Origin of the sequence: Dermabacter sp. HMSC06F07, assembly GCF_001807345.1 — a bacterium.
Classification (GTDB): Bacteria; Actinomycetota; Actinomycetes; order Actinomycetales; family Dermabacteraceae; genus Dermabacter; species Dermabacter hominis.
In genome coordinates this window covers 123,666-138,315 of record NZ_KV788588.1, presented here as the reverse complement: position 1 = coordinate 138,315, position 14,650 = coordinate 123,666, and the positions used below count along the sequence as shown (strand labels likewise).

At 61.8% G+C, this 14,650-nt stretch carries 13 protein-coding genes and 1 other RNA gene; 7 read left to right on the top strand and 7 right to left on the bottom strand.

The window, feature by feature from the left end:
* Positions 1-10: 10 nt before the first annotated feature.
* Positions 11-1,237, bottom strand: coding sequence for a hypothetical protein (locus tag HMPREF3157_RS07725; RefSeq protein ID WP_070436034.1), 1,227 nt, complete (start codon positions 1,235-1,237; stop codon positions 11-13).
* A gap of 130 nt (positions 1,238-1,367) precedes the next feature.
* On the opposite strand from HMPREF3157_RS07725, the gene lipB reads away from it, so the two are divergent.
* The 3 genes from lipB to HMPREF3157_RS07710 all read left to right on the top strand — a co-directional run bounded on the left by lipB (position 1,368) and on the right by HMPREF3157_RS07710 (position 3,996).
* Positions 1,368-2,057 (top strand): lipoyl(octanoyl) transferase LipB, encoded by a 690-nt coding sequence (lipB, locus tag HMPREF3157_RS07720; RefSeq protein ID WP_168161700.1) that lies wholly within the window; start codon positions 1,368-1,370, stop codon positions 2,055-2,057.
* A gap of 96 nt (positions 2,058-2,153) precedes the next feature.
* Positions 2,154-3,215 carry a lipoyl synthase gene (gene lipA, locus HMPREF3157_RS07715; protein ID WP_070436033.1) on the top strand — a complete coding sequence of 354 codons (1,062 nt, stop codon included), beginning with the start codon at positions 2,154-2,156 and terminating at the stop codon, positions 3,213-3,215.
* Between the two features lie 67 nt (positions 3,216-3,282).
* Positions 3,283-3,996, top strand: coding sequence for a DUF4191 domain-containing protein (locus HMPREF3157_RS07710; RefSeq protein WP_034373100.1), 714 nt, complete (start codon positions 3,283-3,285; stop codon positions 3,994-3,996).
* A 71-nt stretch (positions 3,997-4,067) separates the two neighbouring features.
* Here the strand turns inward: HMPREF3157_RS07710 and HMPREF3157_RS10275 are convergent, their stop codons facing one another.
* A complete protein-coding gene (locus HMPREF3157_RS10275; protein ID WP_168161699.1) occupies positions 4,068-4,499 on the bottom strand; it encodes an RDD family protein in 432 nt (143 codons plus the stop codon).
* 114 nt (positions 4,500-4,613) lie between these two features.
* Here HMPREF3157_RS10275 and glnA point away from each other — a divergent pair, with 114 nt between their 5' ends.
* Positions 4,614-6,038 carry a type I glutamate--ammonia ligase gene (glnA, locus tag HMPREF3157_RS07700; protein ID WP_070436031.1) on the top strand — a complete coding sequence of 475 codons (1,425 nt, stop codon included), beginning with the start codon at positions 4,614-4,616 and terminating at the stop codon, positions 6,036-6,038.
* A gap of 27 nt (positions 6,039-6,065) precedes the next feature.
* On the opposite strand, the gene HMPREF3157_RS07695 is transcribed toward glnA, so the two are convergent.
* Genes HMPREF3157_RS07695 through HMPREF3157_RS07685 form a run of 3 tightly spaced genes read right to left on the bottom strand, consistent with a single transcriptional unit; the run spans position 6,066 to position 11,289 of the window.
* Positions 6,066-6,965: a hypothetical protein gene (locus HMPREF3157_RS07695; protein ID WP_070436030.1), complete on the bottom strand. Its 900-nt coding sequence runs from the start codon at positions 6,963-6,965 to the stop codon at positions 6,066-6,068.
* A 12-nt stretch (positions 6,966-6,977) separates the two neighbouring features.
* Positions 6,978-9,950 carry a bifunctional [glutamine synthetase] adenylyltransferase/[glutamine synthetase]-adenylyl-L-tyrosine phosphorylase gene (locus HMPREF3157_RS07690; protein WP_070436029.1) on the bottom strand — a complete coding sequence of 991 codons (2,973 nt, stop codon included), beginning with the start codon at positions 9,948-9,950 and terminating at the stop codon, positions 6,978-6,980.
* Positions 9,951-9,957: 7 nt separating this feature from the next.
* Complete coding sequence (locus HMPREF3157_RS07685) at positions 9,958-11,289, bottom strand: glutamine synthetase family protein (RefSeq protein ID WP_070436028.1); 1,332 nt, start codon at positions 11,287-11,289, stop codon at positions 9,958-9,960.
* Positions 11,290-11,392: 103 nt separating this feature from the next.
* Between HMPREF3157_RS07685 and panB the strand changes: the two genes are divergently transcribed.
* On the top strand, positions 11,393-12,205 hold the full coding sequence (gene panB / locus HMPREF3157_RS07680) for a 3-methyl-2-oxobutanoate hydroxymethyltransferase (RefSeq protein ID WP_070436027.1): 813 nt from the start codon (positions 11,393-11,395) through the stop codon (positions 12,203-12,205).
* 13 nt (positions 12,206-12,218) lie between these two features.
* On the opposite strand, the gene HMPREF3157_RS07675 is transcribed toward panB, so the two are convergent.
* Positions 12,219-12,428 (bottom strand): hypothetical protein, encoded by a 210-nt coding sequence (locus HMPREF3157_RS07675; protein WP_070436260.1) that lies wholly within the window; start codon positions 12,426-12,428, stop codon positions 12,219-12,221.
* A gap of 52 nt (positions 12,429-12,480) precedes the next feature.
* Here HMPREF3157_RS07675 and map point away from each other — a divergent pair, with 52 nt between their 5' ends.
* On the top strand, positions 12,481-13,386 hold the full coding sequence (map, locus tag HMPREF3157_RS07670) for a type I methionyl aminopeptidase (protein WP_070436026.1): 906 nt from the start codon (positions 12,481-12,483) through the stop codon (positions 13,384-13,386).
* Positions 13,387-13,427: 41 nt separating this feature from the next.
* Complete coding sequence (ppgK, locus tag HMPREF3157_RS07665) at positions 13,428-14,279, top strand: polyphosphate--glucose phosphotransferase (protein WP_070436025.1); 852 nt, start codon at positions 13,428-13,430, stop codon at positions 14,277-14,279.
* Between the two features lie 29 nt (positions 14,280-14,308).
* On the opposite strand, the gene rnpB is transcribed toward ppgK, so the two are convergent.
* Positions 14,309-14,643, bottom strand: an RNA gene (gene rnpB, locus HMPREF3157_RS07660) — RNase P RNA component class A.
* Between the last annotated feature and the right edge of the window lie 7 nt (positions 14,644-14,650).

Here is a 14,650-nt window from a genome sequence, read left to right as displayed (position 1 = left end):
GCCCGGGCTTTCACGTCAAGCGGCGCTGACCGCCGCTCACGGGCGCTGTCGAGGAAATACGCCATGCACCGCGCACACGCTCAAGCTGCACGTCGAGTTCGTAGGGCTCGCTTTCGGACAGCTCGCGAGACTCCTCTGCACCCGTTATGCGGGCGCCCGAGTCGATCACACGAACACGCACACGGGCCCTGTTATCGCGACAATCAAGTGTCCGGGCGTTGAGGATGCGAATGTCCCCACCATCGACGTGTGCGTGTGCGATGGCTGCGCGAAGTTTCTCATCGGCCGCTTCCGCCTCGCTTCCGGGAGCGGCAGAGGTGTTTTCGCTCGTCGCACCCACGAGGTAGCGGTGGCGCGCGGCGGCGAGAGCCGTGATGACGCTAGCGGGATCCTCCATTACCGCGTGCTGTGAGGCCGCCGTTGCCGAGGATTGGGGCGCCGTCGCCGGCGCGGTAGCCCCTACAAGTAAGGCGCATGCAACAACGGCGATCGCTCCGAGCCCGAAGGAAAGCCGTCGAAAGTTCCGGCCGCTTCGCCGCGAACGCCCGTCGCGGTGGCGAGTACGCGACGCAACCCTTCCGGCGCGATCCGCACGCGCGGCCTCGGAACGCGTCGGCAAAGTAGCCCGCTCTTGTGGGTTTGAGGAGGGAGCTTCGGTCACGCCCCCGGCCCGACGATGGGCGTATCGGTAGGTTCCACTTCCGCTAGTGAGCCGCGCGCGCCACTGCTCATCATGTCTTTTGCTCACAGGCGTCAGGTTCGTCACGCGTGAAAAATCCGTGACAACGACGCGCCCGTTTGGCGCAAGTTCAAGCCCCCGGACGCCCTGGAGGCCCAAGGCCAGATTCTGCGAGTGAAGGGTGGACAAAAGCGCGGTGAGATCCGACGCTGCCTGCGCTTCGCCTGCGCCCGCACCGGCAATCGAGCCGCGCTCGGCTCGTTTGCCTCGCGGCGGGGCGAGAGCGCTCGGTCCTTCCGCTATCGCATAGGCCGCGACTCCGCGCCATTTAAGAGCTGGCACAGCTGGGATGTTGCGGGCGCCCAACGTGCGAAGCAGCCCGATTTCTTGGCGCACCTTCTTGAGCGCGCGAAATGAGCGGGCACGGACAAGCGTCAACCGTCGGCCCCTGTGATCGCGGGCGTGCCACACCTGCCGGCCCTCCTCGCTGCGGATGAGGCGCACGGGACGCAGACCGTTACTGACGATGGAACTGAGGCGCGATGGGTGAAGGCTCATGTCTCTATTCGATCCACATTCCGGTACCTTTTCAGTGGATATCCGAAATTGTGGATAAGTCGGTGCCGGCACTCGTTCGATCGCTCATAGGAAACTTTTGTGCAGGCCCTTGGCGAACTAGCATGGGGTGGTGCTTGACATCATCCACCTCGCGTTTTCAGAAGATTCCGGGATCGAATCCGCTCACGAAGAGTTTGATCTTCCCCCGGGCCCCGTTGACTACAACGCAGCGTGGGATGTTCAAAAGAAAATTCATGCTGAAGTGATTTCGGGCGAGCGCCCCAACACGCTTCTGCTCCTTGAACACCAGCCCGTGTACACCGCGGGTCGCCGCACACTCGATATCGAACGTCCACGCGATGGCGCCCCCGTCGTCGATGTCGATCGAGGCGGAAAGATTACCTGGCACGGCCCGGGCCAACTCGTGGGCTACCCCATCGTGAAGCTTCCCGCCCCAATCGATGTGGTGGGCTTCGTGCGTGGCATTGAACAAGCCATCATGGAGGTCTGCACTCGCGCCGGAGTTGCAACCGCGCCTGTGGAGGGCCGTAGCGGTGTCTGGGTGCTCGATGAGCTTGGAATGGACCGCAAGGTCTGTGCGATCGGTTTGCGGGTCGCTAAGCGCTGCACCATGCACGGCTTCGCATTGAACTGTGAAAACGATCTTTCATGGGCGTTGAATGTCATTCCCTGCGGCATCGACGATGCGGGCGTGACATCGCTTTCCGTCGAAAGCGGACGCACCGTGCGTCCCCGAGATGTTCTCGCCGATGTCGAAGACGTCATGAGAGAGCTCGAGGCCGAACGCGGCCTTAACTAAACACCATTGGGCCGCGGAGATCACACCAATGCTGTGCGGCCCGGGCAGTGAAGCCCACTAGAATCTTGAGACCCCTATTCGCAAGGAGAGTGTGACGTGGCAGTTGAACCTCAAGGACGCCGCCTGCTCAGGGTCGAGGCCCGCAACGCGGAAACCCCGATCGAACGCAAGCCCAACTGGATCAAAACCACGGCGAACATGGGCCCCGAGTACACCGACATGAAAAAGCGCGTGCACTCGCGCGGTTTGCACACGGTGTGCGAGGAGGCTGGATGCCCCAACATCTTCGAGTGTTGGGAGGATCGCGAGGCGACGTTCCTCATCGGTGGCGATACGTGCACACGTCGGTGCGATTTTTGCGATATCGCAAGCGGCAAGCCGCAAGCCATCGATCCCGCCGAGCCGTTTAAGGTGGCGACGTCCATCAAGGAGATGGGGCTGAAGTATGCAACCGTGACCGGCGTGGCACGCGATGACCTCGAAGACGGAGCCGCAGGCCTCTTTGCCGAGACGTGCCGCCAGATCCACGCGATCAGCCCCGGCACCGGGGTCGAGCTGCTCATCGACGACATCAAAGGCAACTCGAGCGCGATGCAACAGGTGTACGACTCGAAGCCAGAAGTGTTCGGCCACAACCTCGAGACCGTGCCTCGAATCTTCAAAAAGATCCGCCCCGCCTTCCGCTATGAGCGCAGCCTCGGAGTGATCGCCGACGCAAAAGACAACGGCATGATCACCAAGTCGAACCTCATCCTCGGCATGGGCGAAGACACCGCGGAGATCCTTGCCGCGATGCAGGACCTTCGCGATCATGGCTGCGATATCCTCACCCTCACTCAGTACCTGCGACCGTCGAAGCTTCATCATCCGATCGACCGCTGGGTCAAGCCTCAGGAATTCCTCGAGCTATCCGAGGCCGGTTACGAGATGGGCTTCGCAGGCATCATGGCGGGGCCCATGGTGCGCTCGTCGTATCGCGCCGGCCGCCTGTGGGCACAAGCCATGGAGAAGCTGGGGCGGGAGATCCCCGAGGAACTTTCTCACCTCAATTCCTCGGCGCCTGCCCTTCAGGAAGCGACGAGCGTTGTGGAGCGTCAGGCGGCGCGTGAAAAGCGTGACAAGGAGCGCGCTGCGCGCAAGGCTGCGGCGAACGCCTAGGTACTCAACCCCGCTATGCTTAGGGGTGGTCTTCGGATCACTCGCATCGCGTTAAGGACAAGGATTAATGGCACGCAAGAATACGACCGACGCCCCCGCTCAGGCGAAAAAGCCCGGCCGCATCCGGCAGACGATCGACGTCTTCAAGGAGACACAGGCGTACGATCGCTCGACAGCCCCGCTCATGGTTCTCTCAATCGTGGGGCTCCCCGTCGTGCTCGCCCTGGTGTTCGGTGCTTTCGGTCACCCGATCTACGGCGCTTTCATCGGGCTCGGTTTCGGCATTCTCATCGCGATGATCATCCTTGGCCGGAAGGCACAGAAAGCAACGTACGCAAAGATCGAGGATCAGCCCGGCGCTTCGATCGCGGTGATGCAGCAAATTTCTCGGGGGTGGAACGTCGAGCAGGAGCCTGCTGCTTTCGATGCGCGTAGTCGATCGATGCTTTTCCGGGCGAGCGGCCGTAAAGGCATCGCGCTGGTGTCTGAGGGTTCCGGCGGCGGCTCGCGAAAGCTCATGGCGAAAGAAGTCAAGCGCATGAACCGCATGTTCCCGAATGTGCCCGTTCACGCGGTTTTCGTTGGCCACGGCGAGGGGGAGGTTCCGCTTCCGAAGCTCAACCGCCACCTCACGGGAATGAAGAACGAGCTCACGAAGGCTGAGGCGGGCGAGATTGGGCGCCGTCTCCACGCTCTGCCCAACCCCGTCCGCCAGGCGATCCCGAAGGGCGTGGATCCCATGCGTGCGCGCCCGAATCGCAAAGCGATGCGCGGCCGCTAGAGCGGCACCCATTCACATGTGCGCCCCGCAAGTCTTGACTTGCGGGGCCACTTTTATGTGGACATGAGCGCTTATGCACGCACGACAACGACACCTGCAACGAGATCGTGAAGGGTCTGCCGATTATCATTCACGACGAAAGCACTGATGATGCTGAGCATGACCGCGCTGCGCACGACGGCACGGGCGATCATGGGTGAGCGCCCGGTGATCGGAAGAACTCGAAGTGAGGTGACGAACTGCCCGATACTCGCTCCGAAGAGCGTTTGCATGAGGATGATCTGCGCGAGAAAAAGTAGAAGGGTGGCGAGCGGGTCGTAGTGAAAAACAGCGGCCGACACCGCCGCCGCGGCAGCCCAATCGATGCACGTGGATAAGAAGCGAAGCGGGATGGGCGCGAGCGAGCCGGACCCTTGGTCTGGCAGGCCAAGACCCGCACCCGAGAAAGAGTCAGACTTACTCGCGCTGGAGACTGACTCGTCACTATTGCGGCTGCTATTCATCCCTGAACCGTACGTTCGAGCACCCGCAGTGCGCAAACCGTCCAATGTGGGGCCGTAAACTAGGACGCGCAAAACACTCATAGCAATCGTGCACCCAGCACGGACGGAGGATACGTGTTCAGCAATCCCAGCGAAGCCGTGAAGTTTATCGAGGAAGAGGACGTCAAATTCATCGACATCCGCTTCTGCGACCTGCCAGGCGTGATGCAGCACTTCAATGTTCCGGCAAAGACGTTCGACGAAGAGGCGATCGCTGAGGGACAGTTGTTCGACGGCTCGTCGATTCGCGGCTTTCAGGCAATCCACGAGTCCGATATGAAGCTCATCCCCGATCTGAGCACCGCCTACGTCGATCCATTCCGCGACCAAAAGACCCTTGTCATCAACTACGCCATCGTTGACCCGTTCACCGATGAGCCTTACAGCCGTGACCCGCGAACGGTCGCCGCAAAGGCAGAGGAATACCTTCGCTCGACCGGCATCGCCGATACCGCCTTCTTTGCCGCCGAGGCCGAGTTCTACATTTTCGATTCCGTTCGGTACCAGACCGAAGCCAAAGGCGCTTTTTACGAGATTGATTCGAACGAGGCTGCCTGGAACACGGGGCGCGAGGAAGAATTCGGTAATCAGGGCTACAAGACCGCGATGAAGGGCGGGTACTTCCCCGTTGCTCCCGTGGATCAAATGGCTGATCTACGCGACGAAATGGTGCGTGTCCTGGACGAGGTCGGGCTCGAGGTCGAGCGCGCCCACCACGAGGTTGGCACGGGCGGCCAGCAGGAGATCAACTATCGATTCTCGACGCTTCTTCAGGCTGCCGACGACGTCATGAAGTTCAAGTACGTCATCAAGAATGTTGCGTGGGAGAACGGCCGCACGGCGACGTTCATGCCGAAACCGATCTTTGGCGATAACGGTTCGGGTATGCACTGCCACCAGTCACTGTGGAAGAACGGAGAGCCCCTCTTCTACGATGAGCGCGGCTACGGCGGACTTTCGGACCTCGCCCGTTGGTACATCGGTGGCTTGATCGAACACTCCCCCGCACTCACGGCGTTCACTAACCCCACCGTCAATTCTTTCAAGCGCCTCGTGCCGGGCTTCGAAGCTCCGGTCAACATGGTGTATTCGGCCCGCAATCGCTCCGCCGCCATCCGCATTCCCGTGACGGGCAATTCGGCGAAGGCGAAGCGCCTTGAGTTCCGTGCGCCGGACCCCTCGGCAAACCCCTACCTGGCGTTTGCGGCTCAGCTCATGGCGGGGATCGACGGCATCAGGAACCGTATCGAGCCGCCCGAGCCGATTGATAAGGATCTTTACGAACTTCCGCCGGAGGAGCACGCGGAGATCAAGACTCTTCCCGCTTCGCTCGAGGAGGCGCTTGACGCGCTCGAACGCGATCACGACTTCCTCACCGAAGGGGACGTGTTCCCGGAGGATCTCATCGAGACCTGGATCGCGTACAAGCGTGAGTTTGAGGTCGAGCCGTTTAGGCTGCGCCCCCACCCCTACGAGTTCGAGCTCTACTACGACCTGTAAGGGGATAAAGCGCCGTGGGGCTTCGTGCTAAAGCTTGGCGTTCAAGAGCGTGAGCAAGAGTTCTTTTGGACTCTGTGCCTCGTTGAGCGCGCAATCATCTGGCGCGAAGTCCCACGCCTTTCGCAAGGCTTTAAAGGTTTCCCACTCGGCTTGTGACGTGCGCAGCGGAACGGCGCTGTACCCGCCGGACTCGGGCAGGTGGATGATGAAGGCGCCCGTAAGCTCTGGCATGTCGCGAAGGGTTCCGTCATTGTCGAGGAGGTTCTCGGCATTCATGACCGCGACTGCCTGCAGCGCGTAGTCTCCGCGCACCTTTTTGGAGGTTTTGATGTCGCCGGTGAGGAGGGTGTTGCCGATTTTGACGATCGCGTCCGTCGTGCCGGCATAACCCACCGTGCGGTTCACCACGGTTTGTTCGATCTCGATGAACTCCGGTTGGAAATCGTCGAGGAAGCCGGCGAAGCCATCGAGGCGCACGTTGGCGCGCCGAACGAGCTCGCCGAGGTTCGTCTCCATGCTCAACAGGTCACCGCCGCTGCGCATCTCGTTGGCAAGATCGCGCATGTCGGCATCAGTGGGGCGCTCGCCTGAGCGCTCCCATGCCTCGCACAAGGCATGGACGTAGGTGCCGAAGTCTGCCGTCGTTTTCGTATAGTCGGGGGCGGCTTCTGCGATGCGCTTTTGGGTGGTCCAGCTGTTGCGGTTGACGCGGCGAATCTCGTCGAAGGCACGCGACGGGTTGCGGTCGAGGTACGAGAACATCTCGAGGGCGCGCTTCGAGGCCATGCGCGCGTACCATCCGTTGAGGTGATCTTTTGCGCGCATCCCGGCGACCGTGGTGATGGAGGGATGGATGAGTTTTCCTCCGGGCTCCATGCGATACATGCGTCCGCGTGCGGTTTGGGCGCTCAATTCGGGTGAGGTCATAACCTCTTCAGGCTACTCGCCGAAGATCAGGCGTTCGGCGACCTGGCGCGAGTGGCGCGTGACTTTGAGGTATCTCTCCTCGATTGCCCTGGCGTTGTCCACGGGTTCGTGCACGAGCGCTGCGAGCGCGCGCAAGTCGACCAGGTCGGTAGGGAGTGCGTCGGTTTCACGCCCCCGCCACAAAAAGAGTGCGCGGCGTAGCTCCCATGCGAGGAGCCATGCTCGACGCAGCGCCTCTGCGTCGGCGCTACTCAGGTGCCCGGCGGTCTCGAGGGCGGCAAGCGCGTCGAGGGTTCCGACGGCTCGGAGGCTTACGTCGTCCCCCGCGTATTCAAGAAGAAGGCGTTGGACGCTCCACTCGACGTCGGTCGTCGCGCCGCGACCGAGTTTGAGGTGGTGCGTCGATTTCACGCCTCGCGGGAGCCTTTCCCCTTCGATGCGGGCCTTCATCCGTGCGAAATCGCGCCGATCGCGATCGTCCATACCTCCCGCGCGGTATCTCGCGCGGTCCATGACGGCGGTCACGGCTGCCTTCGTGTCTTCGTAGCCTGCGATGACGCGGGCACGCAGCAGTGCTTGGCTTTCCCACCGTTCGGCGTGATGGGCGTAGTAGTCGTCGAAACTCGCGAGGGTGCGCACGAGCGGGCCGGAGCGTCCTTCGGGGCGGAGGTCGGCGTTGACGCGCATGTTGATGCCCGAGGCAGGGGCGTTGAGTATTTTCTGCACGCGTGAGGCAGCGGCAATCGCTTCTTCCGCGTCTCTCGCGCACACGAACTGGATGTCTGCATCGGAGGAAAAACCCATTTCACGAGCGCCGAACGACCCCATCGCGACGACGCAGAGCTCGACATCTGTATCCCGTTGCACGAATTCAACCGTGAAGGTGAGGATTGCCTCGGCAAGGGTCGTCAGAGACTCCCCTAGCGACGGCAGGTCGAGTAGACCGCATAGGTGCGCGATGCTGATACGGACGATTTCTCGCGCGCGCACGGTTCGAAGGGCGTCAATCACGTCGTCTTCGCTGTCCGCGCGCCCCGCGATCGCGTCAAGCTCGCCCGAAAGCTGTGTGCGGCTCAGGGGCGTCAGTTGAGCATCGTTCGCGAGCCACCGCACGGCATAGGGATGCAGGACGAGCTGTTCACCGACGTATCGAGAACTCGAGAGAATGCGCGTAAGACGCTCGGCGGCTGCGCCGGAGTCGCGCAACATTCCAAGGAACCAGTGCGTTTCGCGGAGGGTATCCGAAAGTCGCCGGAAGGACAGGAGGCCGAGGTCGGGATCGACACCGTTCGCGAACCATTCGAGGAAGGCGGGCAGCAGCTGTTTTTGAATCGCGGATGCGCGGCTGAGCCCCTTGGTGAGCGCATCGATGTGGTGAAGTGCGCGCTTCGGATCTCGGTAGCCGATCGCTTCGAGGCGGGCGCGCTGCTCTTTGGGACTCAGCGCAATCTGGCCATCGCTCAGGCGCGCCGATGTCACGAGGAGCGGGCGGTAGTAGATCTCCTCGTGTAGCTGGCGCACGCGCCTGCGCACGGCATCGATATCGGCGCGAAGGTTCTCCACCCGCGTGCCGATGCCGCGGGCGAGGCGCCGCTCGTCGGGCTCGGTTGACGGCAGCATGTGTGTGCGCCGAAGGCGCCAAAGCTGGAGCCTGTGCTCGCATACGCGCAAGTAGCGGTAGGCATCGGCGAGCTCGACCGAGTGCTCTCGGCCCACGTACCCACCCCGCGTGAGCGCGTCCAGTGCGCTCAGGGTGCCAGCTTCGCGGATGCGCTCGTCTGTTCGCCCGTGCACCATTTGGAGCAGCTGGATGGTGAACTCAATATCGCGCAGTCCCCCGCGCCCAAGCTTGAGATCCCGGTCAGCATCGGCCCTGGCAAGCACGCGGGCGCGCATCGCGCGAGTGTCCTCAACAAAACCCTCACGCGTCGAAGCCTGCCACACGAGCGGCGCGGTGAGGCGCTCAAACTCCGCTCCGAGTTCGGAGTCGCCCGCGCATGCGCGGGCTTTCAAAAGCGCCTGGAACTCCCACGAATGAGCCCATTTTCGATAGTACTGGGCATACGATTCGAGCGTTCGCACGAGCTCGCCGTCACGCCCCTCCGGCCTCAGGTTGGCGTCAATCTGCCACAGGCTTCCCTCCGCTGTCCGTTCCGCGCACACGCGCGCGACCTCACGCGCGAGGGCACTTCCAATGGCGGTGACCTCTTCTTGACTCACGCCGCCACGAGCGGGTTCAGCGACATACATGACGTCAACATCTGAAATGTAGTTCAACTCGCGCGCGCCGGCTTTACCCATGGCAATGATCGCGAGTCGCACCTTGTCGTGCTCGGGTGTTGCCGCTCGAGCAAGGGCGAGCGCCCCCTCGAGGGCTGCGTCGGCGAGGTCGCTGAGGAGCGTCGAGATCTCTTCCTGATGCGCAAACGGATCGGTTGCGCACACATCGAGAGCCGCGATTTGAGCGAGGAGAAAATAGTACGCGCGGCGGAAAGCATGACGCGGCGCGGGCCCCTCTTTCGCCACGGCCACGGCAGCATCCGGGTGGGAGCCGACGGCGGCGAGCATCACATCGCGAAAACGCTCGCGTGTGGGGCCGGCAAGCGTCGGACACTCGAGGATTTCTTCGAGTGCATCCACGTGACGTGCGAGCGCATCCCCGAGCGCGACCGAACTGCCGAGGACCCTCACGAGCCTGCGCGCCAGTGCTTCATCCGCAACGACCCTGTCAAACTGCGCGCTTTCGCCGGCTTCCGCTGCAGATTCGGCAAGGCGCATCAGAGCAAGGAGCGCTTCGTCAGGGTCCGCCGACGCGCCCATGTCGCGCACAAGCGCGGGAGGAACCCGAGAGAGAGCATCGCTCGCGAGGAGAGCAGCGCTTCTTTTAGTGCGGACGAAACCGAGGCGCGCCAGATCGAAATGGCTGAATTCGCCTTCGTCTGTGCCCGCCTGGAGCGCCTGAATCGCGCCGGTCTCGAGTCTCATGCGCGGTCTAAATATCGAAGGTCGTGCGCAGCTCGGAGTCGGTGACCTGGCGGCGGTACCCCTCCCACTCACGGCGCTTATCGCGCAGGATGTATTCAAAGACCTGCTCGCCGAGGACATCAGCCATAAGTTCGGAGGTTTCGAAGCTTTCGATCGCGCGCAGAAGATCCGACGGGAGCGGCTCGATACCCATGGCTTTTCTTTCCCGTTCGGTCAGCTCCCACACGGTGTCTTCTGCCCCCTCTGGCAGCGGATATTCCTCCTCAATGCCCTTGAGGCCCGCGGATAGAAGCGCCGCGAATGCGAGGTAGGGATTGGCGGCCGAATCGAGACCGCGGAACTCGACGCGCGAGCTCGTGCCTTTCGTAGGCTTATGGAACGGAACGCGCACGAGGGCGCTGCGGTTGTTGTGCCCCCACACGATGTAGCTCGGGGCTTCTTGTTCTCCCCACAGACGCTTGTAGGAATTGACGAACTGGTTCGTGAGGATCGAGTACTCGCGAGCGTGCACAAGCAAGCCTGCGATGAAGTGGCGCGCTGTTCGCGACAACCCGTACTCGGCGCCCGGTTCGTGAAAAATGTTCGTGCCATTTTGAAAAAGGGACAGGTGAGTGTGCATGCCGTTACCCGGGTGTTCAATCATGGGCTTCGGCATGAAGCTCGCGAATTTTCCTTCGCTGAGCGCGATGCCTTTCACGACGGCGCGAAGCGTGAGGAGGTTGTCTGCGGTCGTGAGTGCGTCCGCGTAGCGAAGGTCAATCTCGTTTTGGCCCGGCCCGCCCTCATGGTGGGAGTACTCGACGTGAATGTTCATGCGCTCGAGCTCTCGCATTGCGTCGCGTCTAAACCGACTACCGTCAACTCGCTGCACGTAGTCAAAATACCCGCCCTGATCGACGGGAGTAAGGCCAACCCCCTGTTCATAGGCCCGTTCGAACAGGTAAAACTCCACTTCGGGATGGGTAAAGAATTCGAGGCCCTTGGCTTCGGCACGCGCGAGGGCATCGCGAAGAACCCGGCGAGGATCCGAAGCTGCCGGCTCGGAATCGGGCGTGAAGACATCACAGATCATGACGCCCGCTTCGCCGCCGCGCGGCGCCCCCATGACCCGAAAGGTCGAGGGATCCGGGCGCAAAAGCATGTCGGATTCATAGGAGCGGGTCAGGCCCTCGATCGCGCTCCCGTCAATTCCGATCCCTTCGTCAAAGGCTTTGTCGAGATCGTGGGGGGAAATCACGATCGACTTGAGCCGCCCCACGACATCACTGAACCATAGGCGGATGTAGTCAATCCCCTGTTCCTCGACCTGCCTGAGCACTGAATCCTGGTGGCGTTCCATACATCAATTGTGCCCCACGCCCGCTACGCCCCAGAAGTCCCCCGCCGCGCCGACTACGCTGAGGTCGCACCCGCTGCATTGGACACGCACGAAAGGAATTCCCGTGAGCGAGAGCGCCACACCGCGCAAGGTCCGCACCCACACCCTTCGCGATTTCAAGAAGGAGGGCAGAGCGATCACGATGCTCACGAGCTACGACACGTTCAGCGCCCGTATCTTCGACGAGGCCGGTATCGATGTGCTTCTCGTGGGTGATTCGGCGGGGAACACCGTGCTCGGGTACGACTCGACCGTGTACACAAAGCATGAAGACATCGTGCGCTTTACAGGGGCCGTTGCTCGCTCGTGCACGCGCCCCCTGGTCCTTGCCGACCTCGCTTTTGGGACCTACCAAGCGAGTGTTGAGGACGCGGTTCGTCACGGTGTCGAACTCATGCAGGCGGGGGCACACGCGGTCAAGCTCGAGGGCGGCCGTGAAATCCTTCCCCAGGTTGAGGCGCTCGTCAACGCGGGAATCCCCGTGTGCGGGCACGTGGGATTCACGCCTCAGTCAGTCAATCAGCTCGGTGGGTTTAAGGTGCAGGGCCGCGGGGAGGGGGCCGACGCTCTCCTGGCCGACGCGGTTGCTCTCGAAGAGGCGGGCGCCTTCGCCGTCGTCCTCGAACTCGTGCCGGCTCCTCTCGCGACACGCGTGAGCGAAACGCTCGAAGTACCAACGATCGGCATCGGCGCGGGGGCAGGATGCGATGGTCAGGTCCTCGTGTGGCAAGACATGGCGGGGCTGAGCGGCTTCGAACCCCGATTCGTCAAGGCGTTTGCCGACCTGCGCTCCGAACTGTCAAGGGCGGCACGAGAGTACGCCGACGCTGTGCGCGCGAAAAGCTTCCCCGCGCCCGAGCACACCTTTGAACACTAGCGAGGTCGATGCACTACCGGTCTTCGTCGTCCTGATCGTCGTCTCGGTAGTACTCGTTCCACTCCTCGGTTGCTTCCTCCCACTGTTCGTTGTGTTCGGCCGCGCTTTCAAGCGCGTGCTGAGCCGCTTCACGGGTCGGGTACGGGCCCATGAGCTCAATCGCCGGGCTCTGCATACCTTCTTCGATCTCAGAGGTCTTGGTGTTGTAATAGAACTCGCTCATCACACGGCCTTTCGTTAGTCGTTATCCAGATGAACCTGTCAAACTGGTAACCATGACTGTAGACCACTGGCTTCGTCCCGAAAACCGTTCCGTGCTTGAACCGGGCACCATCGGCCCCCTTCGACAGGTTCCCTCGTCGATCGCGCGACCTGAATACGCGTTCAAAGACGAGGCCAAGTCCGATAATTGCGGCCCCTACGTGCAAACCCCGGAGATCATCGAGCGCGTGCGCCGCGCCTCCGCCATCGCCGCAATCGCGCTGCGAGAAGCGGGCAAGGCAGCACAACCGGGGATCACGACCGACGAAATCGATGCCATCGTCCACGAGGTCATCCTCGATCACGGCGCCTACCCCTCGACGCTTGGATATTTGAGCTTCCCGAAGTCGTGCTGCACGAGCCTCAACGAAGTGGTGTGCCACGGTATCCCCGACTCCACCGTCATGGAAGAGGGCGACATTCTCAACGTCGATGTCACCGCGTACCTCGATGGCGTGCACGGCGATACGAACGCGACATTCCCCGTCGGCGAGATCGCTCCGGAGGCAGCGGATCTAATCGACCGTACCGAGGAGGCGATGTTCCGCGGGATCCGAGCCGCGAAGATCGGCCGCGAGGTCAATGTCGTGGGCCGCGTGATCGAGAAGTATGTGGGCCGCTTCGGCTACGAATCGGTGCGGGAGTTCACGGGGCACGGTGTCGCCGAGGGTTTCCACAACGGTCTGATCATCCCTCACTACGATTCCGCGCCTCATTACGACGATGTCATCGAACCCAACATGATTTTCACGGTCGAGCCAATGGTGACGCTCGGCTCACGTGAGTGGGATCAGTGGGACGACGGCTGGACGGTCACGACACGCGATAAGGGCTATACGGCGCAGTTTGAGCACACCTTCCTCATTACCGAGGACGGCTACGAGATTCTGACCGATCCGGACGCTGAGATTTCCGCGTAGACTAAAGGACATTGTCACCCCGCAAGGAGAAACCTTTCACCATGGCCAAGGAAGCATTCGGAATCGATATCGGCGGCAGCGGCATCAAAGGTGCGCCCGTCAACCTTAAGAAGGGTGAGCTCGCCCAGAAGCGCGTGCGCATCCCCACGCCTCAACCGGCAACCCCCGATGCGGTCGCGAAAACGGTCAAGGAACTCATCGACTCCTTTGATGTTCCCGCGGACATGCCCGTGGGCGTGACCTTCCCCGCGATCATTCAGCACGGTGTCGCGAAGTCTGCGGCAAATGTCGACGATTCGTGGATCGGCACCGATGTCGACACCCTCCTGTCTGAGGTCACGGGCCACTCGGTCTTCGTTGTCAACGATGCTGACGCCGCCGGCATCGCCGAAATGGAGTTTGGCGCAGGCAAGGACAAGTCCGGCCTTGTCATCATGACGACCCTCGGCACCGGAATCGGCTCGGCGATGTTTATGGACGGCAAGCTCATTCCTAATTCGGAACTCGGTCACCTCACGTACGAGGGAAAGAGCTTTGAGAAGTTCGCCGCGAGTTCGGTTTTCGAGAAGGCCGGCATCAGCTACGAGGAATGGGCCAAAGAACGTCTGCAAAAGTTCTACGGCCACGTTGAGTTCCTTTTCTCCCCCGATTTGTTCATCGTGGGCGGTGGCGTGTCGAAAGACGCGAAGAAGTACCTTCACTTCCTCGATCTCAAAACCGAGATCGTGCCCGCAAAACTCCGCAACGAAGCAGGCATCATCGGTGCGGCCGCACTTGCTCACGCCGAGCGTAAGCTCGAAGTGAAAAAAGACAAGGGCGAGAAGAAGGCCAAAAAAGACAAGAAGAACGAGTCGGCGGCGGAACTCGCTGCTGAGTCGGTCGAAGAGGCCTGAGGCGGAGGGCATCGGGGGCGCCTAAGGCGCGGACCAGCCAGCCTATAAGCCGGGTTCTGTTTCAACAGTCATCTATCTAGGATCGCCGTTGCCGACGACCTCGAGCGGCCTACCCGGAGACTCGGCCTGGCAGCCTTGGCGCCTCCTGCATGACCTTGCTCCCGGTGGGGTTTACCGTGCCGGCACCATCGCTGGTGCCGCGGTGGTCTCTTACACCACCCTTTCACCCTTACCTGCGCAGCAGGCGGTTTGCTTTCTGTGGCACTGGCCCGCGGATCACTCCGGGTGGGTGTTACCCACCACCGTGCCAGGGGGAGCCCGGACTTTCCTCGAGGCAATACCTCGCGACTGTCCAGCTGACTGGTCCAGTC

Excerpts from the sequence above, each read along its gene's own strand:
- HMPREF3157_RS07725 (WP_070436034.1), bottom strand. The coding sequence starts at position 1,237 with ATGAGCCTTCACCCATCGCGCCTCAGTTCCATCGTCAGTAACGGTCTG.
- HMPREF3157_RS07710 (WP_034373100.1), top strand. The coding sequence starts at position 3,283 with ATGGCACGCAAGAATACGACCGACGCCCCCGCTCAGGCGAAAAAGCCC.
- HMPREF3157_RS10275 (WP_168161699.1), bottom strand. The coding sequence starts at position 4,499 with ATGAATAGCAGCCGCAATAGTGACGAGTCAGTCTCCAGCGCGAGTAAG.
- HMPREF3157_RS07695 (WP_070436030.1), bottom strand. The coding sequence starts at position 6,965 with ATGACCTCACCCGAATTGAGCGCCCAAACCGCACGCGGACGCATGTAT.
- HMPREF3157_RS07690 (WP_070436029.1), bottom strand. The coding sequence starts at position 9,950 with ATGAGACTCGAGACCGGCGCGATTCAGGCGCTCCAGGCGGGCACAGAC.
- HMPREF3157_RS07685 (WP_070436028.1), bottom strand. The coding sequence starts at position 11,289 with ATGGAACGCCACCAGGATTCAGTGCTCAGGCAGGTCGAGGAACAGGGG.
- HMPREF3157_RS07675 (WP_070436260.1), bottom strand. The coding sequence starts at position 12,428 with ATGAGCGAGTTCTATTACAACACCAAGACCTCTGAGATCGAAGAAGGT.
- map (WP_070436026.1), top strand. The coding sequence starts at position 12,481 with ATGACTGTAGACCACTGGCTTCGTCCCGAAAACCGTTCCGTGCTTGAA.
- ppgK (WP_070436025.1), top strand. The coding sequence starts at position 13,428 with ATGGCCAAGGAAGCATTCGGAATCGATATCGGCGGCAGCGGCATCAAA.